This window comes from Paenibacillus sp. sptzw28, assembly GCF_019550795.1.
Taxonomy (GTDB): domain Bacteria; phylum Bacillota; class Bacilli; order Paenibacillales; family Paenibacillaceae; genus Paenibacillus_Z.
In genome coordinates this window covers 5,224,668-5,242,484 of record NZ_CP080545.1, presented here as the reverse complement: position 1 = coordinate 5,242,484, position 17,817 = coordinate 5,224,668, and the positions used below count along the sequence as shown (strand labels likewise).

The following is a 17,817-nucleotide window of genomic DNA, read 5'->3' as shown; positions in this document are numbered from 1 at the left end:
TTATGGCTCAAAGTGGTGAACCGACGGAGCTTTCCGCAAGGAAGAAGGAAGCCAGATCCGCCGCAGCCGCTGCACGCGACAGCTTGCCGGAAGAGCTTCGGGCAGCATGGTCGATAGAGGCATGTAAAGCGGCGATTCAATGGATGGAACACAAGGCGCCTGGTACAGTGCAAAGCTTCATGACTTATGCACCGTTTCGCTCCGAGCTGGACACTTCGCTGCTCGCCAGGTGGGGCTGGCAGACCGGTACGACGGTAATTGTCCCACGCTGTATAAGAGAGGACAGATCCATGGAATTGTATGTCATTCGCGGCTGGGAGGAGCTTAGCCCCGGCGCTTACGGCATTATGGAGCCGGATGCGACGCGCGCTCAGCGCTGCGGCGATTTGCTCATTCCGGATGTAGTCTTTGTCCCGGGTCTGGCCTTTGACACGAACGGAGGCAGACTGGGGTATGGCGGCGGTTATTACGACCGCTTCCGGGACCGGCTGTGCGCAGTGGCGGCGGGGACAATGGTTCCTCCTTGGATCGGAATCGGATACGAATCCCAGTGGATGGATAACGTACCGATGGAGAGTCACGATGCACGGGTAGACGCGGTTGTGACCGAGCTTGGTGTGCGCAGCACGAAGGCGGATAATTCTCGTTCATCAAAGGAAGGAGCAAACAATGGATTTGACGCATTTTAACGAACAAGGAAGAGCGCGTATGGTCGATGTCTCCGACAAGGAAATCACAGCAAGGACCGCAGTAGCCCGCACAAGCGTGAAGATGGCACCTGATACGCTCTCTCGAATCAAATCGGGAACAGTAGGAAAAGGCGATGTGCTTGCCGTCGCTCAGATCGCCGGCATCATGGCGGCCAAGAAAACATCGGACTTGATACCGATGTGTCATCCGCTTCCGCTGACCGGCGTCAATCTTGCGTTTGCCGATAACGGGGCGGACGAGCTATATATAGAAGGAACGGTAAAGACGACCGGTAAAACGGGAGTTGAAATGGAGGCATTGACGGCTGTCTCGGCCGCAGCGCTTACCGTTTATGATATGTGCAAGGCGCTGCAAAAGGATATGATTATCGGGGCGACCTACCTCGTATCCAAAAGCGGCGGAAAAAGCGGAGATTACGTTCATCTATAGCAGTATATTCGGACAGTCGATCGGTCGATTGGGGGAGAACTCATGCGGTGGAAAGTGGCGTTATTGACAGCTAGCGATAAAGGATCCCGCGGTGAACGGGAAGATACCAGCGCTCAGGTAATCAGGGAACTGGTGGAGGAAGAACTGGGCGGAGAAATTGTCGACTACCGCATCGTTCCTGACGAACAGGATGAAATTATGGCTGCACTCATCGAAATGACCGACTATTTTCAAGCGGATCTCGTCATTACGACCGGAGGAACCGGGCTTGCTCCGCGGGACTTGACGCCTGAAGCAACGCTCAAGGTGATCGACCGGATTGTTCCCGGACTTGCCGAAGCGATGCGTATCGGCGCGATGCAGCGTACACGGACGGCGATGCTGTCACGGGGCGTTTGCGGAATCCGCGGACGGTCGCTTATCATTAATCTGCCGGGCAGCCCGAAGGGTGTGCACGAGAATTTAATGGCAATCATAGATCAACTGCCGCATGCGCTGAGCATTTTATCCGGACGAACGGGGGATCATAACGAATGAATATCCCAAATAACGGAACCGTGCTTAAGGAAGTGCCGATACAGGAAGCTATTGGGCTTCGGCTTGCACATGATTTAACGCAAATCATCCCCGGACAATTCAAGGGCAGATTGTTTAAAAAAGGCCACATCGTCACGGAATCCGACATTCCTAAGCTGCTCGACATCGGCAAAGAGCATATTTACATTATGGAGCTTGATGAAAGCGAGCTTCATGAGGACGACGCAGCACTGAGGATGGCGCTTGCTTTGCAGGGGGATGGTATGAAATTGACGGAGCCGCATGAGGGTAAAGTGGCGGTCAAGTCCGATTTGTCCGTTCCGGCGCTTGCCGAAATTGATGCCTCGCTGGTTCACGCCATTAACGGTCTTGGTGATATCGCGCTTGCTACCATAAAGACACATGCTGTCGTCATGCCGGACGGCCAGCTGGCGGCTACGAGAGTTATTCCGCTTGTTGTGCCGATCTCCAAGATAGTGAGTATGGAGAATCTGGTCAGCAATTATCGTTTGCTGCACGAAGGCCGGAGTCCGCTGCGGCTCAGACCGCTCAGAAGCCTTCGAATAGGTCTGCTCACGACCGGCGGCGAAGTATTTTCAGGCCGCATTGAAGATAAGTTCGGACCTGCGGTGCGGCGTATCGTGGAATCGCTTGGTTCTGAAGTGATCGAGCAGCGTTATGCGCCTGATGACCGACATACAATTGTCAAGGAAATAGACTACTTGCTGTCGCAGCAATATGATATGATATTGGTGACAGGCGGTATGTCGGTCGACCCCGATGACCGCACACCGGCCGCGATCAAAGAAGCCGGAGCGCAGATCGTCAGCTATGGCACGCCGATGCTTCCCGGATCGATGCTGCTGATCGGCTATATTCAAGGTGTTCCTATCATGGGTTTGCCGGGTTGTGTCATGCACGACCCTTATACTTCGTTTAATGTGCTGCTGCCGCGGGTACTTGCGGGTGACGTCATTAAGCGGGAAGATATCGTGCAGATGGGCTATGGCGGACTGAATGGATGCTGAAAGCCGGAGTATGAACGATTACCTTCATTACAATATCGCGAAGCGGGTCTCGCTTCTCAAAACTTTATGGAAAGTGAGTTTTACTTCGTAAAACTCAAGTTTACGCTTACGAAGTGAGTTTTACTTCGTAAAACCAAGTTTACGCTTACGAAGTGAGTTTTACTTCGTAAAACTCAAGTTTATGCTTACGAAGTGAGTTTTACTTCGTAAAACTCTTAGGAGGTTAACAACATGTTTAACGGGATTGGCGTAACGGGATTTATCCTGCTTGTACTTGTCGCCCTGCTGCTTTTTGGCCCGAACAAGCTTCCCGAACTCGGCCGGGCGTTCGGCAGAACACTGCGAGAGTTCAAGGCCGGTGCAAGAGACCTCATGGACGATGAGAATCAAGACCGCAAAGAAGTAAGCCGGACTGAGCTGAAAAGCAAAACCGACGAACAGGCGGACAATAAGCGACTCCCTGAGTAATCGGGGCTCGCTTTTTTTGTGAGGGAGAAGTTATTGAGGCGCGCGTATTGAAGAAAGAGAGGTGGGTGGGCGGTGACCGAATCCGAAACACAGAACCCTTCCGGCAAAGAGCAGCTGATGACGCTGTTTGAACATATCGGCGAGCTTCGCCGCAGACTCATCTACACAATACTTGTTCTGGTGCTGGGTATGATTATCGGGCTTCTGCTCGCAGATCCCGCCTATAATTATTTGATGAGTCAAGAGCCGGTAAACGGTATGGAGCTTAATGCATTCTCTCTGTGGGACGGCATTGGGATGTATATGAAGTTTGCGCTCGTCATCTCGCTTGTGCTTGTGCTGCCCTTTGCTTTCTACCAGGTATGGGCGTTTGTGAAGCCGGCTTTGCGCATTAAGGAACAGCGCGCAGCGCTTCTGTTCGTACCGTTTGCGCTTATCCTGTTTCTGATTGGCTTGTCGTTTTCGTATTTTGTCGTATTCCCGATGGCTTTTAAATTTACGACGGACGTCGCCAAGCATTTGAACCTTAAAGAAACCTATGGCATCACGCAATATTTTTCGTTTATGTATAACATTTTGCTCCCCATTTCGCTGCTTTTTGAGCTGCCTTTAGTCATCATGTTTCTGACTAAACTGCGCATTTTGACACCGAAACGGCTGCGCAAGATGAGGCGTTTAGCCTATTTTATACTTATTTTTATCGGTATTGTCGTAACGCCGCCGGATTTCATCTCAGATTCGCTTGTTGCGCTGCCGCTTATTTTGCTTTACGAGATTAGCGTTATCCTCTCGAGCGTCGTCTACAGAAAACAGCTGGAGGCGGACCGGGCATTTGAAGAACAATATGAAACATAGCAACTGAAGTCGGCCGTCGGCCGGCTCTTTTTTTTGACCGGGTCACTATTGAGATGAGAGCGGAGGCAAACTGTAAAATTCACGCAAATTATCGGATAGGCACTTGAAATCCGGAATCAAAATCGGTATTATTAAAAATGGTTATTAGCACTTAACAGTTGCGAGTGCTAATAAAAATATTCAGCAACAAAATCAAAAGGAGGCTATTTTCATGATCAGACCTTTGGGTGAACGCGTATTGATCGAACCGATCGCGAAAGAAGAAACGACCGCTAGCGGCATTTTGCTGCCGGATACCGCGAAAGAGAAGCCGCAAGAAGGCAAAGTTGTCGCAGTAGGCAGCGGTTCGCTGAAGGATGGCGTACGCATTGCTCTTGAAGTGAAGGAAGGCGACCGTGTCCTTTTCTCCAAATATGCCGGCACGGAAGTTAAATATGAAGGCAGAGAGCTTTTGATTATGAAAGAAAGCGACATCCACGCCATCTTGGGATAAGCTTCGGGCTTTGACTGGAATATAAATGGCTTCACGTACTTATGCAGAGGCAATATTGCGCTTGCCTGGAACCATATTATTAGGAGGTAATCGACGATGGCAAAAGAAATTAAATTTGGCGAAGACGCTCGCCGCGCTATGCTGCGCGGGGTTGACGCACTTGCAAATGCGGTTAAAGTTACACTCGGACCGAAAGGCCGCAACGTAGTATTGGAGAAAAAATTCGGCAGCCCGCTCATCACGAATGACGGAGTTTCCATTGCCAAAGAAATCGAGCTTGACGATGCGTTCGAGAACATGGGCGCACAGCTCGTTAAAGAAGTTGCAACGAAAACTAACGATGTTGCCGGTGACGGTACGACAACCGCTACGGTTCTCGCGCAAGCGATGATCCGCGAAGGTCTGAAAAACGTAACGGCAGGCGCTAACCCGATGGTTATCCGCAAAGGTATCGAGAAAGCCGTTCGCACAGCTGTTGAAGAGCTGAAAAGCATCGCTAAGCCGATCGAAGGCAAACAATCGATCGCGCAAATCGCTTCCATCTCCTCCGGAGACGAAGAAGTGGGCCAACTGATCGCGGAAGCGATGGAGAAGGTCGGCAACGACGGCGTAATCACGGTTGAAGAATCGAAAGGCTTCGTAACGGAGCTTGAAGTGGTTGAAGGCATGCAGTTCGACCGCGGCTACACTTCCCCGTACATGATTACCGATACGGACAAAATGGAAGCCGTACTTGATAACCCATACATCCTGATCACCGACAAGAAGATTTCTAACATTCAAGAAATCCTTCCGGTTCTGGAGAAAGTGGTTCAATCCGGCAAGCAGCTGCTAATCATCGCAGAAGACATCGAAGGCGAAGCTCAGGCTACCCTCGTAGTCAACAAACTGCGCGGCACGTTCACTTGCGTAGGCGTTAAAGCTCCTGGCTTCGGCGACCGCCGCAAAGCTATGCTGCAGGATATCGCAGCTTTGACAGGCGCTCAAGTAATCACCGAGGAACTCGGCCTTGAGCTGAAATCGACGACGGTTCAACAGCTTGGCTCCGCTCGTCAAATCCGTGTCACGAAAGAAAACACGATCATCGTTGACGGCTCCGGCAACAAATCCGATATCGATGCACGTGTAAACCAAATTCGCGCTCAACTGGAAGAAACCACTTCGGACTTCGACCGTGAGAAGCTGCAAGAGCGTCTTGCCAAGCTTTCCGGCGGCGTAGCGGTTATCAAAGTTGGCGCAGCTACTGAAACCGAATTGAAAGAGCGCAAACTGCGCATCGAAGACGCCCTGAACTCCACCCGCGCAGCGGTTGAAGAAGGAATGGTCTCCGGTGGCGGTACGGCCCTCGTGAACGTATACAAAGCAGTAGCAGCTGTAAAAGCAATTGGCGACGAGCAAACTGGCGTTAACATCGTGCTTCGCGCGCTGGAAGAGCCTGTTCGCACGATTGCAGCGAACGCAGGCCAAGAAGGCTCCGTCATCGTTGAGCGTCTGAAAGGCGAAAAAATCGGCGTAGGCTATAACGCAGCTACCGGCGAATGGGTTGACATGTTCTCCGCAGGTATCGTTGACCCTGCGAAAGTAACGCGTTCCGCTCTGCAAAACGCGGCTTCCGTTGCGGCTATGTTCCTTACGACCGAAGCAGTTGTCGCAGACAAACCGGAAAAAGACAAACCAGGCATGCCTGACATGGGCGGCATGGGTGGAATGGGCGGCATGGGCGGCATGATGTAAGAGAGACGAAAACCCCTTGATTATAAGGGGTTTTTTCTTTGTATGAACCACTACGGGTAACATTGGGGTAACATTAGAAGCTATTCATTAGTTCGCTGAATTTTTGAACGGCTTCTTTCTTTTTGGTTTTGGTGACGTGCATGTAAATGTTTCGGGTAGTATCGTCGTCTTTATGTCCGAGCCGGTCCATGATATCGTGCAGCTCGACGCCAGCCTCAGCCAAGAGCGAAGTATGCGTATGTCGCAACGAGTGAGGTGTTAAACTCGGATTGAGCCCGGCGAGCTGCAGCAGCCTTCGCATTCTGTTCTCGATGATCTTGATATACTCAGGATAGCCGGCGCTGTTTCCCGTCTTAGCGAATACAAAGTCTTTATCGTGGTAATTGCTCTTGCCGTATTTAAGACGTTCCTGAGCTTGTCTAAGCTTCTCCAGCTCTCGGATAACCGCCACGTCCACTTCGATGCTCCGGTTAGCACTGGCCGTCTTTGGCGTCAGTATTTGGTACGATCGGATGTTATTCGTTGGATTGTAGTACGTTTTACTTATGGTTATGGAGTGCTCTTCGAAATCGACATCTTTCCATTTGAGGGCACACAGTTCCCCGGCCCGCATACCAGTATACGCCAGCGTCATAAATATAGCGTAATCCCGATCCCGTCCCTCATCTTTAGCCGTTCGAAGGAATAGTGCAAGCTCTTCCTTTTCTAAATACTTAACGACGGCCTCGGCCTGCTCGATCTGCTCGACCGTCTTCTGTACCTTTGGCACGTAGGCGAAAGCGGTCGGGTCGGTTTTAATAACGTCCAGCTCCAGTGCTTTCTTGAATACCATTCGACCGGTCCGGTGTATGCCGTCGAGCGTATTATCGGCAAAGCCTTTAGCTTTTAACTTATTGAGAGCAGTTTGGTATTGCTGCTTTGTTACATCTTTCATTTTGAGTTTAGCGAAGAACGGCATAAGCTTGTCTAGCTCATGGCGCCTTACTCTCAATGTGCTAACCTTAACCTTGCCAGTGCCGCTGTAGAGCATAAGCCATTCCTCAGAGAATGCCTCGAACGTGGTGCTTTTCTCTTCAATGTGCAATCCTTGGGCCAACTCAGCGACAAGAAGGGCAGCGGCTTCCTGGGCCTCTCCTTTGGTGGCGAACCCACCCTTCTTTTTCTGTTTCCGGGTTCCTGTAGCCGGATTCACTCCAACGTCCAGAATGTAGGACCAGGATGCACCGCAGGAGCATTTTTTTGTTTTCTTGCTTTTTCCGTTAGAATCCACGCACTTACAATGCGGCTTATAGAAATGCCCTTTCAAGGATATCACCTCTCTCAAATGTAATATATTACCTCTTCATTTTTGGGATATTTTACCCGATAATAAGCAATACATGGCTAAAAACTTCACCTATACGTGAAGTTCCCTCGGAGGGGTGAGCAGCTAAATGCTACTCTGGCCTTTTCGACGATTTAGAAGTAGGTACTTCATGCCATTCATGTAAGTCTTTCATGTCGCACCCAAGGAGTAGAGCAACGTTTGCAGCTCGTTCATATGAGAGTTCCCGTTCGTTGTTAGCGACCATCGCAATGAAAGATTCAGATACGCCTAACTCTTTTGCAATCTTCCTTTGCGTTATATGGTCCTTCAGGGGACGAGCTGTGTTATACTCCTTAATTCTCAATCTCAAAAGGCTCCTCCCCATACGGAGGGCCATGTCATGCCGTACTCCTTTCCAGATTTTACATTGTATTTACTTGGATAAATGGATAGAGTTGACGCATATGTAAACGATACAATATGACGCATTGTATAAATTTATGAGAACGGGTGTTCTGTTTTTTGGCCATGTGTGATAGAATGAAATTCCAGTATCGAACAGGGGGCATTAATTTTGAGAGAGCGCACAACCATCGTTGATAGAGTAGATGCGGCGATCGCAGATGAGAAAAGCTTGTACACTGAGAAGGTACTTGAGAAACTAATGGATGTGCGATCAATCTTCATCAGTGAAAAAGATTTTAGCAGCTCGCTTGAGCGCTTTCTGGACGCTCGGATCGGTAAGATCGATCCCTAGATCGCGCTCCAGCTCTTCGAAAAACTGCATCTTCAAATCAATCGCGGCGGACTCCTCACTGCCTCCAAAGCTCGGATCGATTTTTTCTTTTGATACTTTTAAAGCGATGGCCATTTTCTGAATATTCCCGGGCACCGCTAAGGACTTAGCGTTTAGATAGTCAGAGATTGTACTAGTCGGTATGTCCGTAGCTTCGCTAAGTTGTTTTTGAGTCATACGGTTCTCTTTTAATAACCTTCTGAGATTTCTCCCGATACTCTTCCTCAGCTCCAGCTCGTACTCAGTGAGTTTACCTCTTTCCATTTCAAACGCTCCTTTTTCAAATTAAAAGCATATGTGCTAAGTAATTTACTATATATGTATGTTAGTCTTATCGATTGCTATTATATCCGATGTAAACCGAAAAAGAAAGACAAAAATCCGAAAAATTTCGGTTGACGATCCGAAAAATATCGGATACCATTGAGTTACGCCAGGAGAGGGAAGGGGGTGCGCAGCAGATGGAGAACGGGGAAAACGTTCTGTTAACCCTTGAAGCAGCACGGATAAACAACGGCTACAACCTCGTCCAAGCCGCAGAATTATTCGGTATTCACCGCGATACGCTTTGGAAATACGAGCAGGATTCGACGCGGGTGCCGAGGACTTTTATGGTTAAGGTCCAAGAAGTTTATGGCTTGCCAACGAAAAATATTTTTTTCGGTATAAAATCCGAATTTTTTCGGATAAAACGCCGGATTAGTTAAAGAATTCTAATGGAGGTGGCGGAACGTGAAAGGACTTGCGCTCGACGATCTGCCTGAGATACTTACGGCGCAGCATATCGCGGACTATCTAGGCGTCTCCCGCCGCAGGGTTTATGAGCATTTTCAGCTCAAGGCCGAGGCGGGAGGCATCCCGAACTTTAGTTTTGGAAATTCAAAACGGGTTGATAAAGCAGACTTCATCCGATGGAAGGAGTCTCAAAAAGGAGGCTGACCCTATGATCGGCATTCACGAATGCCATCGTAAGCTTGCAAAAATTGCCCAAATGAGCACTGTTAACGGAGTTATGGTAATGGGTATCCCGGAGCTAAGACTGATCATGCCGCTTCTTCGTGAGAATCTTGAGTTGATGCAAAAGCTTGATTCGCTCAAAGAACTGGCGTTTTACGCTCACACCATAAAGGATTATGGCTGGGAGCAAGACCTATGCCGGCAGATTGACGATTTGGAAGCGAAGCTTATATGACTACCATGTGGATCGGCGCCGCGGTTTGGATTGTGTTTAACATCTGGTTCGTGTCCGGGATGGTTGAGCGAGCCGCCTTGAAGGGGGTGAACAACCGTGAATAAGAAGCCGTGGAAACAAGAACCGTTATGGGTTCAACGAAACGCACAAGGCGTCATTGTCGGCGTATGTGAGCAGCTGCCGAATGGTGCTGATTTTGTACCAAGCATGCCGCCGAAGAAAATTAGGCCGGCGGATAAGGAGGTGAGAAGCAAATGAAATGCGATTGCGGAAAACATAAGCATCGGTCTGCTGCCATGTGCGCTGTATGTATGGAGCGGCTGGAGAGTGAGCCGGCTGAGATCAGCGCGGAAGTGCTGGAACGCATCAAGAACCTGGAGCACATTCGGGATTGGATACACAGTCACCCGAACAAGGTCGACGCAGAGGTAAGGCCTGCCGCTATTGATTGGCTGAATGGAGAGATAGCAACATTGAAAAAGCCTAACGGGGTAGGAGCCGCTAAGCTTTCGCTGAAAAGCATATTCACGTTTTGGGAAAACGATTCTGCCGCCATTATATCATAACCGGCTGGAAAGTGGGCAATGAAATGTTGAAAAACCGATTCCCTTTCGAAATGGACGGCGAAATGTCATCCATGATTATCAACGCTCTTCGTTTGAAGGCGATCCGCTGTAGCAATGTGCAAGAGGCTGCAAAATATAACTCGCTTGCTAATCAAGTGTTCGAAGCAAAAACAAAATTCCATAGCGCAGCCTATGAGGCTATGCGTGGGCGTTACAAGTTACCTGAACGGGAGGATATCCATGATCAAAATCAATAAGTTGGAGATTGAAAATATAAAGCGTGTCAAGGCTGTGAAAATCGAACCGACGGCATCCGGGCTGACGATCGTCGGAGGGAAGAACAATCAAGGGAAGACCAGTGTGCTGGATTCCATCGCATGGGGATTGGGCGGCAACAAGTACCGCCCTTCCCAGCCGGAACGAGAAGGATCGGCGATTCCGCCCTATCTCCATATCGTGTTGTCCAATGGCCTGATCGTCGAGCGTAAAGGGAAGAACAGCGACCTGAAAGTCATCGACCCAAACGGTCAGAAGGGCGGCCAGCAGCTGCTCGACGGATTCGTCGAAGAATTGGCGATCGATCTGCCGAAGTTCATGAACGCTACCAATAAGGAAAAGGCCAACATTCTACTGCGCATTATCGGCGTTGGTGAGAGGCTGCATGAACTGGAGGTTAAGGAACAGGAGTTTTACAACCGGCGGCATACGATCGGCCAAATTGCGGATCAGAAAGCCAAGTACGCCAAGGAACAACTTTACTATACGGATGCTCCAAAGGAGCCGATTTCCGCATCAGACCTCATCAACCAGCAGCAAGAGATCCTTGCGCGAAATGGTGAAAACCAGCGTAAGCGGCAGCGGGTTGGCCAGATTCAGGCCGAATTTGATCAACAAGGTCGTGAAGTGGCCCGGCTGACGGCTATGCTCAATGCCGCTCAGGAAAAGTACGGACAGCTGCAGAACGACCTGGCAATCGCGCAGAAGGATGCGCTCGACCTGATCGACGAATCCACGGAGGAGCTGCAGGCCAACATTCGGCAGATCGACGAAATCAACCGAAAAGTCCGGGCCAATCTGGACAAGGACAAGGCTGAATCCGACGCTGGCGAATACCGCATCCAATATGATCAGCTGACGGCCGAGATCAACGCCGTTCGCCAGAAAAAAACGGACCTGCTGACAAATGCGAGCCTTCCGCTACCGGGCCTGTCTGTCGAAGATGGCGAACTGACCTACAACGGCCAGCGCTGGGGCAACATGAGCGGTTCCGACCAGCTTAAGGTTGCCACGGCCATTGTACGGAAGCTTAAGCCGAATTGCGGGTTCATCCTGCTCGATAAGCTCGAGCAGATGGATCTGGAGACGCTGAACGAATTCGGCCAGTGGCTGGAGCAGGAAGGACTGCAGGCGATCGCCACGCGCGTTAGTACCGGCGAGGAGTGCAGCATCATCATTGAAGACGGATATGGTGCGGGACAGGAAGGCATTCAATTACAGCAGCCGCCGGGCGAAATCGACCCGGGGCCAACATGGAAAGCAGGTGAATTCTGATGCAAGTCATCAGCGGAAAGGTTGAAAAGGCCAAGAAAGTCGTGTTGTACGGGCCGGAAGGAATCGGGAAATCGATGTTGGCCGCACAGTTCCCGCGGCCGATCTTCATTGATACGGAAGGGTCCACGACGGAAATGAATGTTGACCGGGTGCCGAAGCCGACCAGCTGGGAAATGCTCCGGCAGCAAGTGGAATGGGTGAAGCAACAGGCGGGCCGATTCGGTACACTCGTTATCGACACCATCGACTGGGCGGAAATGCTTTGCGTAGAAGGCATCTGCGCGAGGCACGGGAAGAAAGGGATCGAAGATTTCGGATATGGCAACGGCTATGTCTACACGAAAGAAGAATTCGGACGCTTCTTGAACCTCCTGAGCGACATCGTCGATGCCGGTATTCATGTCGTGCTGGTAGCACATGCGCAGATCATCAAGTTCGAACAGCCGGACGAGATGGGCGCCTATGATCGATATCAACTTAAGCTGGGGAAGAAAACCAGCTCGCAGACGGCGCCGCTCGTCAAAGAATGGGCCGATATGGTTTTATTCATCAATTACAAAACGTTCTCGGTTGCTGCCGACCAAAAGGGCATCAAACATAAGGGCCAGGGCGGTGTTCGCACCGTCTACGCCTCGCATCATCCGGCGTGGGACGCGAAGAACCGCCACGGGCTGCCGGACGAGTTTCCACTGGACTATGCCCATATCGCACATATCATCAACGTTACGGCAGCTGCAGCTACGGCTCCAGCCAGTCCGGTCACGCCGCCAGCTAGTCAGCAACAGACGCAGCCTGTTCAACCATCGCAACAGACGAACATGCAGCAAAGCACGTCGGATTTAGACCCGAGTATTCCGCGATCGTTGCGCGATTTGATGGTGCAGCATCAAGTGAAGGAAATCGATATCCAGATCGTCGTGAGCCAAAAGGGCTATTATCCGATCGATACACCGATCATCAATTACGACCCGGGCTTTATCAATGGTGTCCTGGTTGGGGCGTGGCAGCAGGTGTACGGGATGATTCAAGAAGCCAAAAAAAATGTGCCGTTTTAAAACCATAACAAATTGGAGGAATCATACATGACTACTGAACGCGAATTAGGTTGGGACGACGAGATTGAAAAGGACGGCGGGGACTTTATTGTCCTCCCTGCCGGTGATTACAATTTCACGGTTACAAAGTTTGAACGCGGTCGCTTCGCCGGAAGCGAAAAAATGCCGGCGTGCAATCAGGCGAAGCTAGAGCTGACGGTGCACTCCCCTGAGCATGGCGACGTTGTTGTGATTCACACCTTGCTGCTGCATACCAAGACGGAAGGATTCTTATCAAACTTCTTCGCTGGTATCGGTCAGAAGAAGAAGGGCGATAAGCTGAAGATGAATTGGCAGACGGTCGTCGGCTCGAAGGGGCGATTAAAGTTGTTTGTCGATAAATTCACCGGTAACGATGGCGTGGAGAAATCCAACAACAAAGTGAAGTCGTTTTACCCGAAGGACGAGGTCCAGCCACAACATCAAGCTCCGTTCCCAACTGGAACGCAAAATGGCGGATTTGTCCCGGGCCAGTTTTAGGAGGCGCTTATGGAGCTTAGACCATATCAGCAAGAGTCCCGGGAATCCATCCAAACGGAATGGGACAAAGGCGTTAAGCGTACGCTCTTGGTCTTGCCTACCGGCTGCGGAAAGACGATCGTGTTTTCCAAAGTGACCGAGGACCGGGTAAGGAAGGGCGAGCGCGTGCTCGTCCTGGCCCACCGCGGCGAGCTGCTGGACCAGGCTGCTGATAAGTTGAAGAAGTCGACAGGCCTGCAATGCGCTACAGAGAAGGCGGAGCAGACGTCGATCGGCAGCTGGTTCCGGGTTGTCGTGGGCAGCGTGCAGACGATGATGCGCGAGAAACGGCTCGAACAGTTTGACAAGGATTTTTTCGATACGATCATCGTCGACGAAGCGCATCACTGCCTATCGGATAGCTACCAGCGCGTGCTGCAGTATTTCGGGAACGCGAACGTGCTGGGGGTAACCGCAACGCCAGATAGGGGAGACATGCGCAATCTGGGATCGTATTTCGAGAGCTTGGCCTATGAATACACGCTTCCCAAGGCGATCAAAGAGGGCTTTCTCAGCCCGATCAAGGCGATGACGATTCCGCTGCAACTGGATTTGACCAAAGTCGGACAGCAGGCCGGCGACTTCAAATCCAGTGACCTGGGAACGGCACTGGATCCGTATCTGGAATCGATTGCCGCAGAGATGTGGCGCGTAGCACAGGATCGGAAGATCGTCGTCTTCCTTCCTCTCGTCAAAACTTCGCAAAAATTCACTCGCATCCTGAACGAGGTTGGATTCCGAGCCGCCGAAGTCAACGGCGACTCACAAGACCGGTCCGAGATATTGGAAGATTTCGATAAAGACAAGTACAACGTCCTATGCAATTCCATGCTGCTTACTGAGGGCTGGGACTGCCCCAGCGTGGATTGCATCGTTGTCTTGCGTCCAACAAAAGTACGTTCCCTTTATTCGCAGATGGTCGGGCGAGGTACCCGACTGTTTCCCGGCAAAACGGAACTGTTATTACTGGATTTCCTATGGCATACGGAGAGACACGAGCTTTGTCATCCGGCTCATCTCATTGCGGAGAATGAAGAAGTTGCCCAAGTCATGACCAAGCAAATCGAAGAAGTAGGTATTCCGCTGGACCTGGAAACGGTCGAGAAGCAAGCCGTTGAAGATGTGATCGCGCAGCGCGAGGAAGCGCTTGCTAAGCAGCTGGAAGAAATGAAGCGACGTAAGCGCAAGCTCGTCGATCCGCTGCAATTTGAAATGAGCATCCAGGCGGAAGACCTCTCGAGTTATGTTCCATCATTCGGTTGGGAAATGGCGCCGCCGAGTGATACGCAAATCAAGACGCTGGAGAAGCTGGGCATCATGCCAGACGAGATCGATAACGCTGGCAAGGCATCACTGCTGCTGGAGCGCCTGGATAAGCGGCGGACGGAAGGGCTGACCACGCCAAAGCAAATCCGTTTCCTTGAACAGCGAGGATTCGAGCATGTTGGCACATGGACGTTTGATAACGCGAAGAATTTGATCGATCGGATCGCCGGCAACGGCTGGCGCGTGCCGGATGGGATTGACCCAAAAACGTATCGTGGGGAGTGAAGTCTGAAAAATGACCACCCCCCGCATCCTGCTTTACCCTTGCAGCAAGTGGAGCATGGCCGATTGATTGGGCGCCGGGCTGCCGTTAAATGCAGCCGGCTTTAAAATGTGACTTCTATTAAAAGGACTGATCGCCATCATCGGTTAAGATTCCCCATCAAGGATGACGCGAAAAGGAACACTCAATTCTTTTGAAAGCAGTTCAGCCATGTCCTGTAAGCTTACGGTGGTATCAACTATGTGTCCGACAATTTCCCCCGACCAGGTTTCAGAGAAAGGTTCAAAAGAGTGCGTAGCTCCAGAAGCAAAACTAACCCGTCTTGGATCTTCACTAGTTATTCTGCAGAAGTCTTTCGATCGTAAGAATGCAGCGACTTTGGGAGTAAGTTCTTCGCTTGGGTGGATTGTAAATTTGTTTTCCTCATCTCGGAAATTTCGAATACGGATTGGCACATGCATACCTCCAAAAATTGTATTTAACATGATTATTCGACAAGACAAGAGGTGAATCCTTTTGAATCAGCTTAGTTTATTTGCAAGAAAAGGGGTCCATCAGCCTCGCGGTGGAATTGTTTTCTGACGGACAGTTTTTGAATACGGAAATACATGGGAGGCTCTATGGAACATAAAATCGACCTCATTTCCTTGTTGACCTACGTCGATCCCGCCTATCTGTCATATCAGGAATGGGTTAATGTCGGCATGGCATTGAAATATGAAGGCTATACGGCCAGCGATTGGGATGAGTGGAGCAAACGGGACGGGGGACGTTACCATCCCGGAGAATGCTTCCGGAAATGGACGTCATTTGAAGGCACCGGCAATCCGGTCACTGGTGCGACCATTACGCAAATGGCAAAGGATAACGGTTGGACGCCACGTTCCTCGGAGCGTGATGACCGGGAGCTGGGGTGGGATGACGAAATTTCCGGCGGCGATTATGTTGTGGTCGATCGCAATTGGATTGAGGGTAAGGAGATCCACGAGCCGGCTGCCTGGAATCCAGTTCAGCAACTTACCACTTATCTCGAGACGCTGTTCGACGTATCTGAAAACGTTGGATACGTCACGGACACATGGCAGAACGATGAAGGCAAGTTTTTGCCCACAAAAGGGGCATGTGACAGGACGGCCGGCGAGCTGATCCAGTTGCTTAACCAATGTAACGGTGATATCGGAGCAGTCATGGGCGATTACAAGCCAGAGGCAGGGGCGTGGATCCGGTTCAATCCACTCGATGGCAAAGGTGTCAAAAACGATAATGTTACCGAATTCCGGTATGCGCTCGTAGAATCCGACACGATGGACATTGAGAAGCAAAACGCTATCATGCGCGAGCTGGAGCTGCCGATTGCCGTCATGGTTTACAGTGGCGGAAAGAGCCTGCATGCCATCGTGCGAGTGGAAGCCGGCAATTACGACGAATACCGCAAGCGCGTTGACTATCTATATAACGTCTGCAAAAAAAACGGCCTGAACATCGACAATCAAAACCGAAATCCGTCCAGGTTATCCCGAATGCCAGGCATTGAGCGTAATGGTAAAAAGCAATTCATCGTTGATACGAACATCGGCAAAAGCAATTGGAACGAATGGCATGAATGGATCGAGGGCGTAAACGATGAATTGCCCGATCCGGAGAGCCTGACGGACTATTGGGATAACATGCCGAAATTGGCGCCTTCGCTGATCGAAGGTCTACTCCGTCAGGGGCATAAGATGCTTATGGCGGGGCCATCCAAGGCCGGTAAGAGTTTCGCGCTGATTGAACTCAGTATCGCCATAGCCGAGGGCAGCAAGTGGCTGGCTTGGACTTGTACGCAGGGAAAGGTGCTGTATGTCAATCTTGAACTCGACAGGGCCAGCGCCTTGCATCGCTTCAAGGATGTATATCAGGCGCTGGGGCTGCCGCCGCGGAACATCGGAAACATTGATATCTGGAATCTCCGTGGCAAGTCGGTACCGATGGATAAGCTGGCGCCGAAGCTGATCCGTCGCGCAGCCAAGAAGAACTATATCGCTGTCATCATCGACCCGATCTACAAGGTGCTGACCGGCGACGAGAACAGCGCTGACCAGATGGCGCATTTCACAAACCAGTTTGACAAGATTGCAACGGAACTCGGCGCCAGCGTCATTTATTGTCACCATCACAGCAAGGGCTCCCAGGGCGGCAAGAAATCGATGGACCGGGCCAGCGGCAGCGGCGTATTCGCCCGAGATCCGGACGCCCTGATCGATTTGGTGGAGTTGAATATAACGGAAGCGTTATTGAAGCAAGAGGAAAACAAGGCCATCTGCTGCGTATACCAGCGGTTTTTCGCGCAGCATAATCCGGGCTACCTACGGGATTCCGTCTCGCAAGACGATCTGCTCAGCGCGAAGGAGATGGAAGAGCATGCCCGTCGGGCCATTTACAACACGGAGCAGGCTGCAGCGCAGGAGGAAATCAGACGCGTCCTGGAGGCCGTCCGCAATCGATCCGCCTGGCGAGTGGAAGGCACACTGCGCGAATATGCGAAGTTTGCACCAGTCAACATGTGGTTCCAGTATCCAATTCATAAGGTGGATAACGTCGGCAGCCTGAAGGACATCGAGCCGGAAGGTGACGGACAGCCGCCTTGGAAGAAGGCCACGGGTAAGCGGAAAGACAAGGCCAATACGGAGCGCAGGAGCAAGGCTGAGGAGTTCGAAGACGCGGTGAATAACTGCAATATGGGCGAGCCGCCGACGGTCAAAGATTTATCCGAGTGGTTTTCTTCGACTGGCAAGTCGGTCGCAGAACGAACAATCAGGGATTGGGTTGCAAAGCATGGATACGTGATCGACAAGAATAATGGCAACGTTGTTGTAAAGAAAGACGGCGGCGAAGACCATTAAAATCCGCCGCAGTAAAATTCCGCCGAACGGCGGCGGCTATCATTAATTCATGGTCAATGCCGCACGGCGAATATACGTTTTTCATGATTGCCGCCATTCGGCGGATT

At 50.9% G+C, this 17,817-nt stretch carries 23 protein-coding genes; 19 read left to right on the top strand and 4 right to left on the bottom strand.

Annotated elements, in window-relative coordinates:
• Positions 1-2 precede the first annotated feature (2 nt).
• The 8 genes from KZ483_RS24315 (at position 3) to groL (ending at position 6,255) form a co-directional block, all read left to right on the top strand.
• Positions 3-689: a 5-formyltetrahydrofolate cyclo-ligase gene (locus KZ483_RS24315; protein ID WP_220350136.1), complete on the top strand. Its 687-nt coding sequence runs from the start codon at positions 3-5 to the stop codon at positions 687-689.
• Positions 670-1,140, top strand: a complete 471-nt coding sequence (gene moaC, locus KZ483_RS24310; protein ID WP_220350135.1) for a cyclic pyranopterin monophosphate synthase MoaC — start codon at positions 670-672, stop codon at positions 1,138-1,140. The genes KZ483_RS24315 and moaC overlap by 20 nt, the downstream gene beginning before the upstream one ends.
• A 42-nt stretch (positions 1,141-1,182) precedes the next feature.
• On the top strand, positions 1,183-1,677 hold the full coding sequence (locus KZ483_RS24305) for a MogA/MoaB family molybdenum cofactor biosynthesis protein (RefSeq protein ID WP_220350134.1): 495 nt from the start codon (positions 1,183-1,185) through the stop codon (positions 1,675-1,677).
• Positions 1,674-2,705 carry a molybdopterin-binding protein gene (locus KZ483_RS24300; RefSeq protein ID WP_220350133.1) on the top strand — a complete coding sequence of 344 codons (1,032 nt, stop codon included), beginning with the start codon at positions 1,674-1,676 and terminating at the stop codon, positions 2,703-2,705. The genes KZ483_RS24305 and KZ483_RS24300 overlap by 4 nt, the downstream gene beginning before the upstream one ends.
• A 231-nt stretch (positions 2,706-2,936) precedes the next feature.
• On the top strand, positions 2,937-3,173 hold the full coding sequence (locus tag KZ483_RS24295) for a twin-arginine translocase TatA/TatE family subunit (protein WP_220350132.1): 237 nt from the start codon (positions 2,937-2,939) through the stop codon (positions 3,171-3,173).
• Between the two features lie 117 nt (positions 3,174-3,290).
• On the top strand, positions 3,291-4,028 hold the full coding sequence (tatC, locus tag KZ483_RS24290; RefSeq protein ID WP_220353653.1) for a twin-arginine translocase subunit TatC: 738 nt from the start codon (positions 3,291-3,293) through the stop codon (positions 4,026-4,028).
• A 211-nt stretch (positions 4,029-4,239) separates the two neighbouring features.
• Positions 4,240-4,521, top strand: coding sequence for a co-chaperone GroES (groES, locus tag KZ483_RS24285; protein WP_220350131.1), 282 nt, complete (start codon positions 4,240-4,242; stop codon positions 4,519-4,521).
• Positions 4,522-4,617: 96 nt separating this feature from the next.
• Positions 4,618-6,255 (top strand): chaperonin GroEL, encoded by a 1,638-nt coding sequence (gene groL, locus KZ483_RS24280; protein ID WP_220350130.1) that lies wholly within the window; start codon positions 4,618-4,620, stop codon positions 6,253-6,255.
• Between the two features lie 73 nt (positions 6,256-6,328).
• Here the strand turns inward: groL and KZ483_RS24275 are convergent, their stop codons facing one another.
• The 3 genes from KZ483_RS24275 to KZ483_RS24265 all read right to left on the bottom strand — a co-directional run bounded on the left by KZ483_RS24275 (position 6,329) and on the right by KZ483_RS24265 (position 8,621).
• Positions 6,329-7,525, bottom strand: coding sequence for a site-specific integrase (locus KZ483_RS24275; RefSeq protein WP_220350129.1), 1,197 nt, complete (start codon positions 7,523-7,525; stop codon positions 6,329-6,331).
• A gap of 166 nt (positions 7,526-7,691) precedes the next feature.
• Positions 7,692-7,946, bottom strand: a complete 255-nt coding sequence (locus KZ483_RS29215; RefSeq protein ID WP_397376227.1) for a helix-turn-helix domain-containing protein — start codon at positions 7,944-7,946, stop codon at positions 7,692-7,694.
• A 291-nt stretch (positions 7,947-8,237) separates the two neighbouring features.
• Positions 8,238-8,621: a helix-turn-helix domain-containing protein gene (locus KZ483_RS24265; protein ID WP_220350127.1), complete on the bottom strand. Its 384-nt coding sequence runs from the start codon at positions 8,619-8,621 to the stop codon at positions 8,238-8,240.
• Between the two features lie 197 nt (positions 8,622-8,818).
• On the opposite strand from KZ483_RS24265, the gene KZ483_RS24260 reads away from it, so the two are divergent.
• The 10 genes from KZ483_RS24260 to KZ483_RS24215 all read left to right on the top strand — a co-directional run bounded on the left by KZ483_RS24260 (position 8,819) and on the right by KZ483_RS24215 (position 14,830).
• On the top strand, positions 8,819-9,064 hold the full coding sequence (locus KZ483_RS24260) for a helix-turn-helix domain-containing protein (protein WP_220350126.1): 246 nt from the start codon (positions 8,819-8,821) through the stop codon (positions 9,062-9,064).
• A 25-nt stretch (positions 9,065-9,089) separates the two neighbouring features.
• Complete coding sequence (locus KZ483_RS24255) at positions 9,090-9,296, top strand: helix-turn-helix domain-containing protein (protein WP_220350125.1); 207 nt, start codon at positions 9,090-9,092, stop codon at positions 9,294-9,296.
• 4 nt (positions 9,297-9,300) lie between these two features.
• Positions 9,301-9,549: a DUF7667 family protein gene (locus KZ483_RS24250; protein ID WP_220350124.1), complete on the top strand. Its 249-nt coding sequence runs from the start codon at positions 9,301-9,303 to the stop codon at positions 9,547-9,549.
• Positions 9,550-9,645: 96 nt separating this feature from the next.
• Positions 9,646-9,807, top strand: coding sequence for a hypothetical protein (locus KZ483_RS24245; protein ID WP_220350123.1), 162 nt, complete (start codon positions 9,646-9,648; stop codon positions 9,805-9,807).
• The gene (locus KZ483_RS24240) at positions 9,804-10,115 is read left to right on the top strand and encodes a hypothetical protein (protein ID WP_220350122.1); all 312 of its coding nucleotides are present in this window, start codon (positions 9,804-9,806) and stop codon (positions 10,113-10,115) included. Before KZ483_RS24245 ends, KZ483_RS24240 begins: the two co-directional genes overlap by 4 nt.
• A 50-nt stretch (positions 10,116-10,165) precedes the next feature.
• Complete coding sequence (locus tag KZ483_RS24235) at positions 10,166-10,372, top strand: hypothetical protein (RefSeq protein ID WP_220350121.1); 207 nt, start codon at positions 10,166-10,168, stop codon at positions 10,370-10,372.
• On the top strand, positions 10,356-11,666 hold the full coding sequence (locus KZ483_RS24230) for an AAA family ATPase (protein WP_220350120.1): 1,311 nt from the start codon (positions 10,356-10,358) through the stop codon (positions 11,664-11,666). Before KZ483_RS24235 ends, KZ483_RS24230 begins: the two co-directional genes overlap by 17 nt.
• Positions 11,666-12,721, top strand: coding sequence for an ATP-binding protein (locus KZ483_RS24225; protein ID WP_220350119.1), 1,056 nt, complete (start codon positions 11,666-11,668; stop codon positions 12,719-12,721). The genes KZ483_RS24230 and KZ483_RS24225 overlap by 1 nt, the downstream gene beginning before the upstream one ends.
• Positions 12,722-12,748: 27 nt before the next feature.
• Entirely contained in the window at positions 12,749-13,240 is a 492-nt protein-coding gene (locus tag KZ483_RS24220) for a hypothetical protein (protein WP_220350118.1), read from the top strand.
• A 9-nt stretch (positions 13,241-13,249) separates the two neighbouring features.
• Entirely contained in the window at positions 13,250-14,830 is a 1,581-nt protein-coding gene (locus KZ483_RS24215; RefSeq protein ID WP_220350117.1) for a DEAD/DEAH box helicase, read from the top strand.
• Positions 14,831-14,974: 144 nt separating this feature from the next.
• Here the strand turns inward: KZ483_RS24215 and KZ483_RS24210 are convergent, their stop codons facing one another.
• Positions 14,975-15,283 (bottom strand): hypothetical protein, encoded by a 309-nt coding sequence (locus KZ483_RS24210; RefSeq protein ID WP_220350116.1) that lies wholly within the window; start codon positions 15,281-15,283, stop codon positions 14,975-14,977.
• A 165-nt stretch (positions 15,284-15,448) separates the two neighbouring features.
• Between KZ483_RS24210 and KZ483_RS24205 the strand changes: the two genes are divergently transcribed.
• A complete protein-coding gene (locus KZ483_RS24205; RefSeq protein WP_220350115.1) occupies positions 15,449-17,710 on the top strand; it encodes an AAA family ATPase in 2,262 nt (753 codons plus the stop codon).
• Positions 17,711-17,817: the final 107 nt, after the last annotated feature.

Bases quoted from the DNA above. Each gene is read 5' to 3' on its own strand.
- KZ483_RS24295 (WP_220350132.1), top strand. From the start codon at position 2,937: ATGTTTAACGGGATTGGCGTAACGGGATTTATCCTGCTTGTACTTGTC.
- KZ483_RS24235 (WP_220350121.1), top strand. From the start codon at position 10,166: ATGGACGGCGAAATGTCATCCATGATTATCAACGCTCTTCGTTTGAAG.
- KZ483_RS29215 (WP_397376227.1), bottom strand. From the start codon at position 7,946: ATGGGGAGGAGCCTTTTGAGATTGAGAATTAAGGAGTATAACACAGCT.
- groES (WP_220350131.1), top strand. From the start codon at position 4,240: ATGATCAGACCTTTGGGTGAACGCGTATTGATCGAACCGATCGCGAAA.
- KZ483_RS24215 (WP_220350117.1), top strand. From the start codon at position 13,250: ATGGAGCTTAGACCATATCAGCAAGAGTCCCGGGAATCCATCCAAACG.
- KZ483_RS24305 (WP_220350134.1), top strand. From the start codon at position 1,183: ATGCGGTGGAAAGTGGCGTTATTGACAGCTAGCGATAAAGGATCCCGC.
- tatC (WP_220353653.1), top strand. From the start codon at position 3,291: ATGACGCTGTTTGAACATATCGGCGAGCTTCGCCGCAGACTCATCTAC.
- KZ483_RS24315 (WP_220350136.1), top strand. From the start codon at position 3: ATGGCTCAAAGTGGTGAACCGACGGAGCTTTCCGCAAGGAAGAAGGAA.
- moaC (WP_220350135.1), top strand. From the start codon at position 670: ATGGATTTGACGCATTTTAACGAACAAGGAAGAGCGCGTATGGTCGAT.
- KZ483_RS24220 (WP_220350118.1), top strand. From the start codon at position 12,749: ATGACTACTGAACGCGAATTAGGTTGGGACGACGAGATTGAAAAGGAC.
- KZ483_RS24265 (WP_220350127.1), bottom strand. From the start codon at position 8,621: ATGGAAAGAGGTAAACTCACTGAGTACGAGCTGGAGCTGAGGAAGAGT.
- KZ483_RS24300 (WP_220350133.1), top strand. From the start codon at position 1,674: ATGAATATCCCAAATAACGGAACCGTGCTTAAGGAAGTGCCGATACAG.
- KZ483_RS24240 (WP_220350122.1), top strand. From the start codon at position 9,804: ATGAAATGCGATTGCGGAAAACATAAGCATCGGTCTGCTGCCATGTGC.
- KZ483_RS24250 (WP_220350124.1), top strand. From the start codon at position 9,301: ATGATCGGCATTCACGAATGCCATCGTAAGCTTGCAAAAATTGCCCAA.
- KZ483_RS24225 (WP_220350119.1), top strand. From the start codon at position 11,666: ATGCAAGTCATCAGCGGAAAGGTTGAAAAGGCCAAGAAAGTCGTGTTG.
- KZ483_RS24230 (WP_220350120.1), top strand. From the start codon at position 10,356: ATGATCAAAATCAATAAGTTGGAGATTGAAAATATAAAGCGTGTCAAG.
- groL (WP_220350130.1), top strand. From the start codon at position 4,618: ATGGCAAAAGAAATTAAATTTGGCGAAGACGCTCGCCGCGCTATGCTG.
- KZ483_RS24260 (WP_220350126.1), top strand. From the start codon at position 8,819: ATGGAGAACGGGGAAAACGTTCTGTTAACCCTTGAAGCAGCACGGATA.
- KZ483_RS24205 (WP_220350115.1), top strand. From the start codon at position 15,449: ATGGAACATAAAATCGACCTCATTTCCTTGTTGACCTACGTCGATCCC.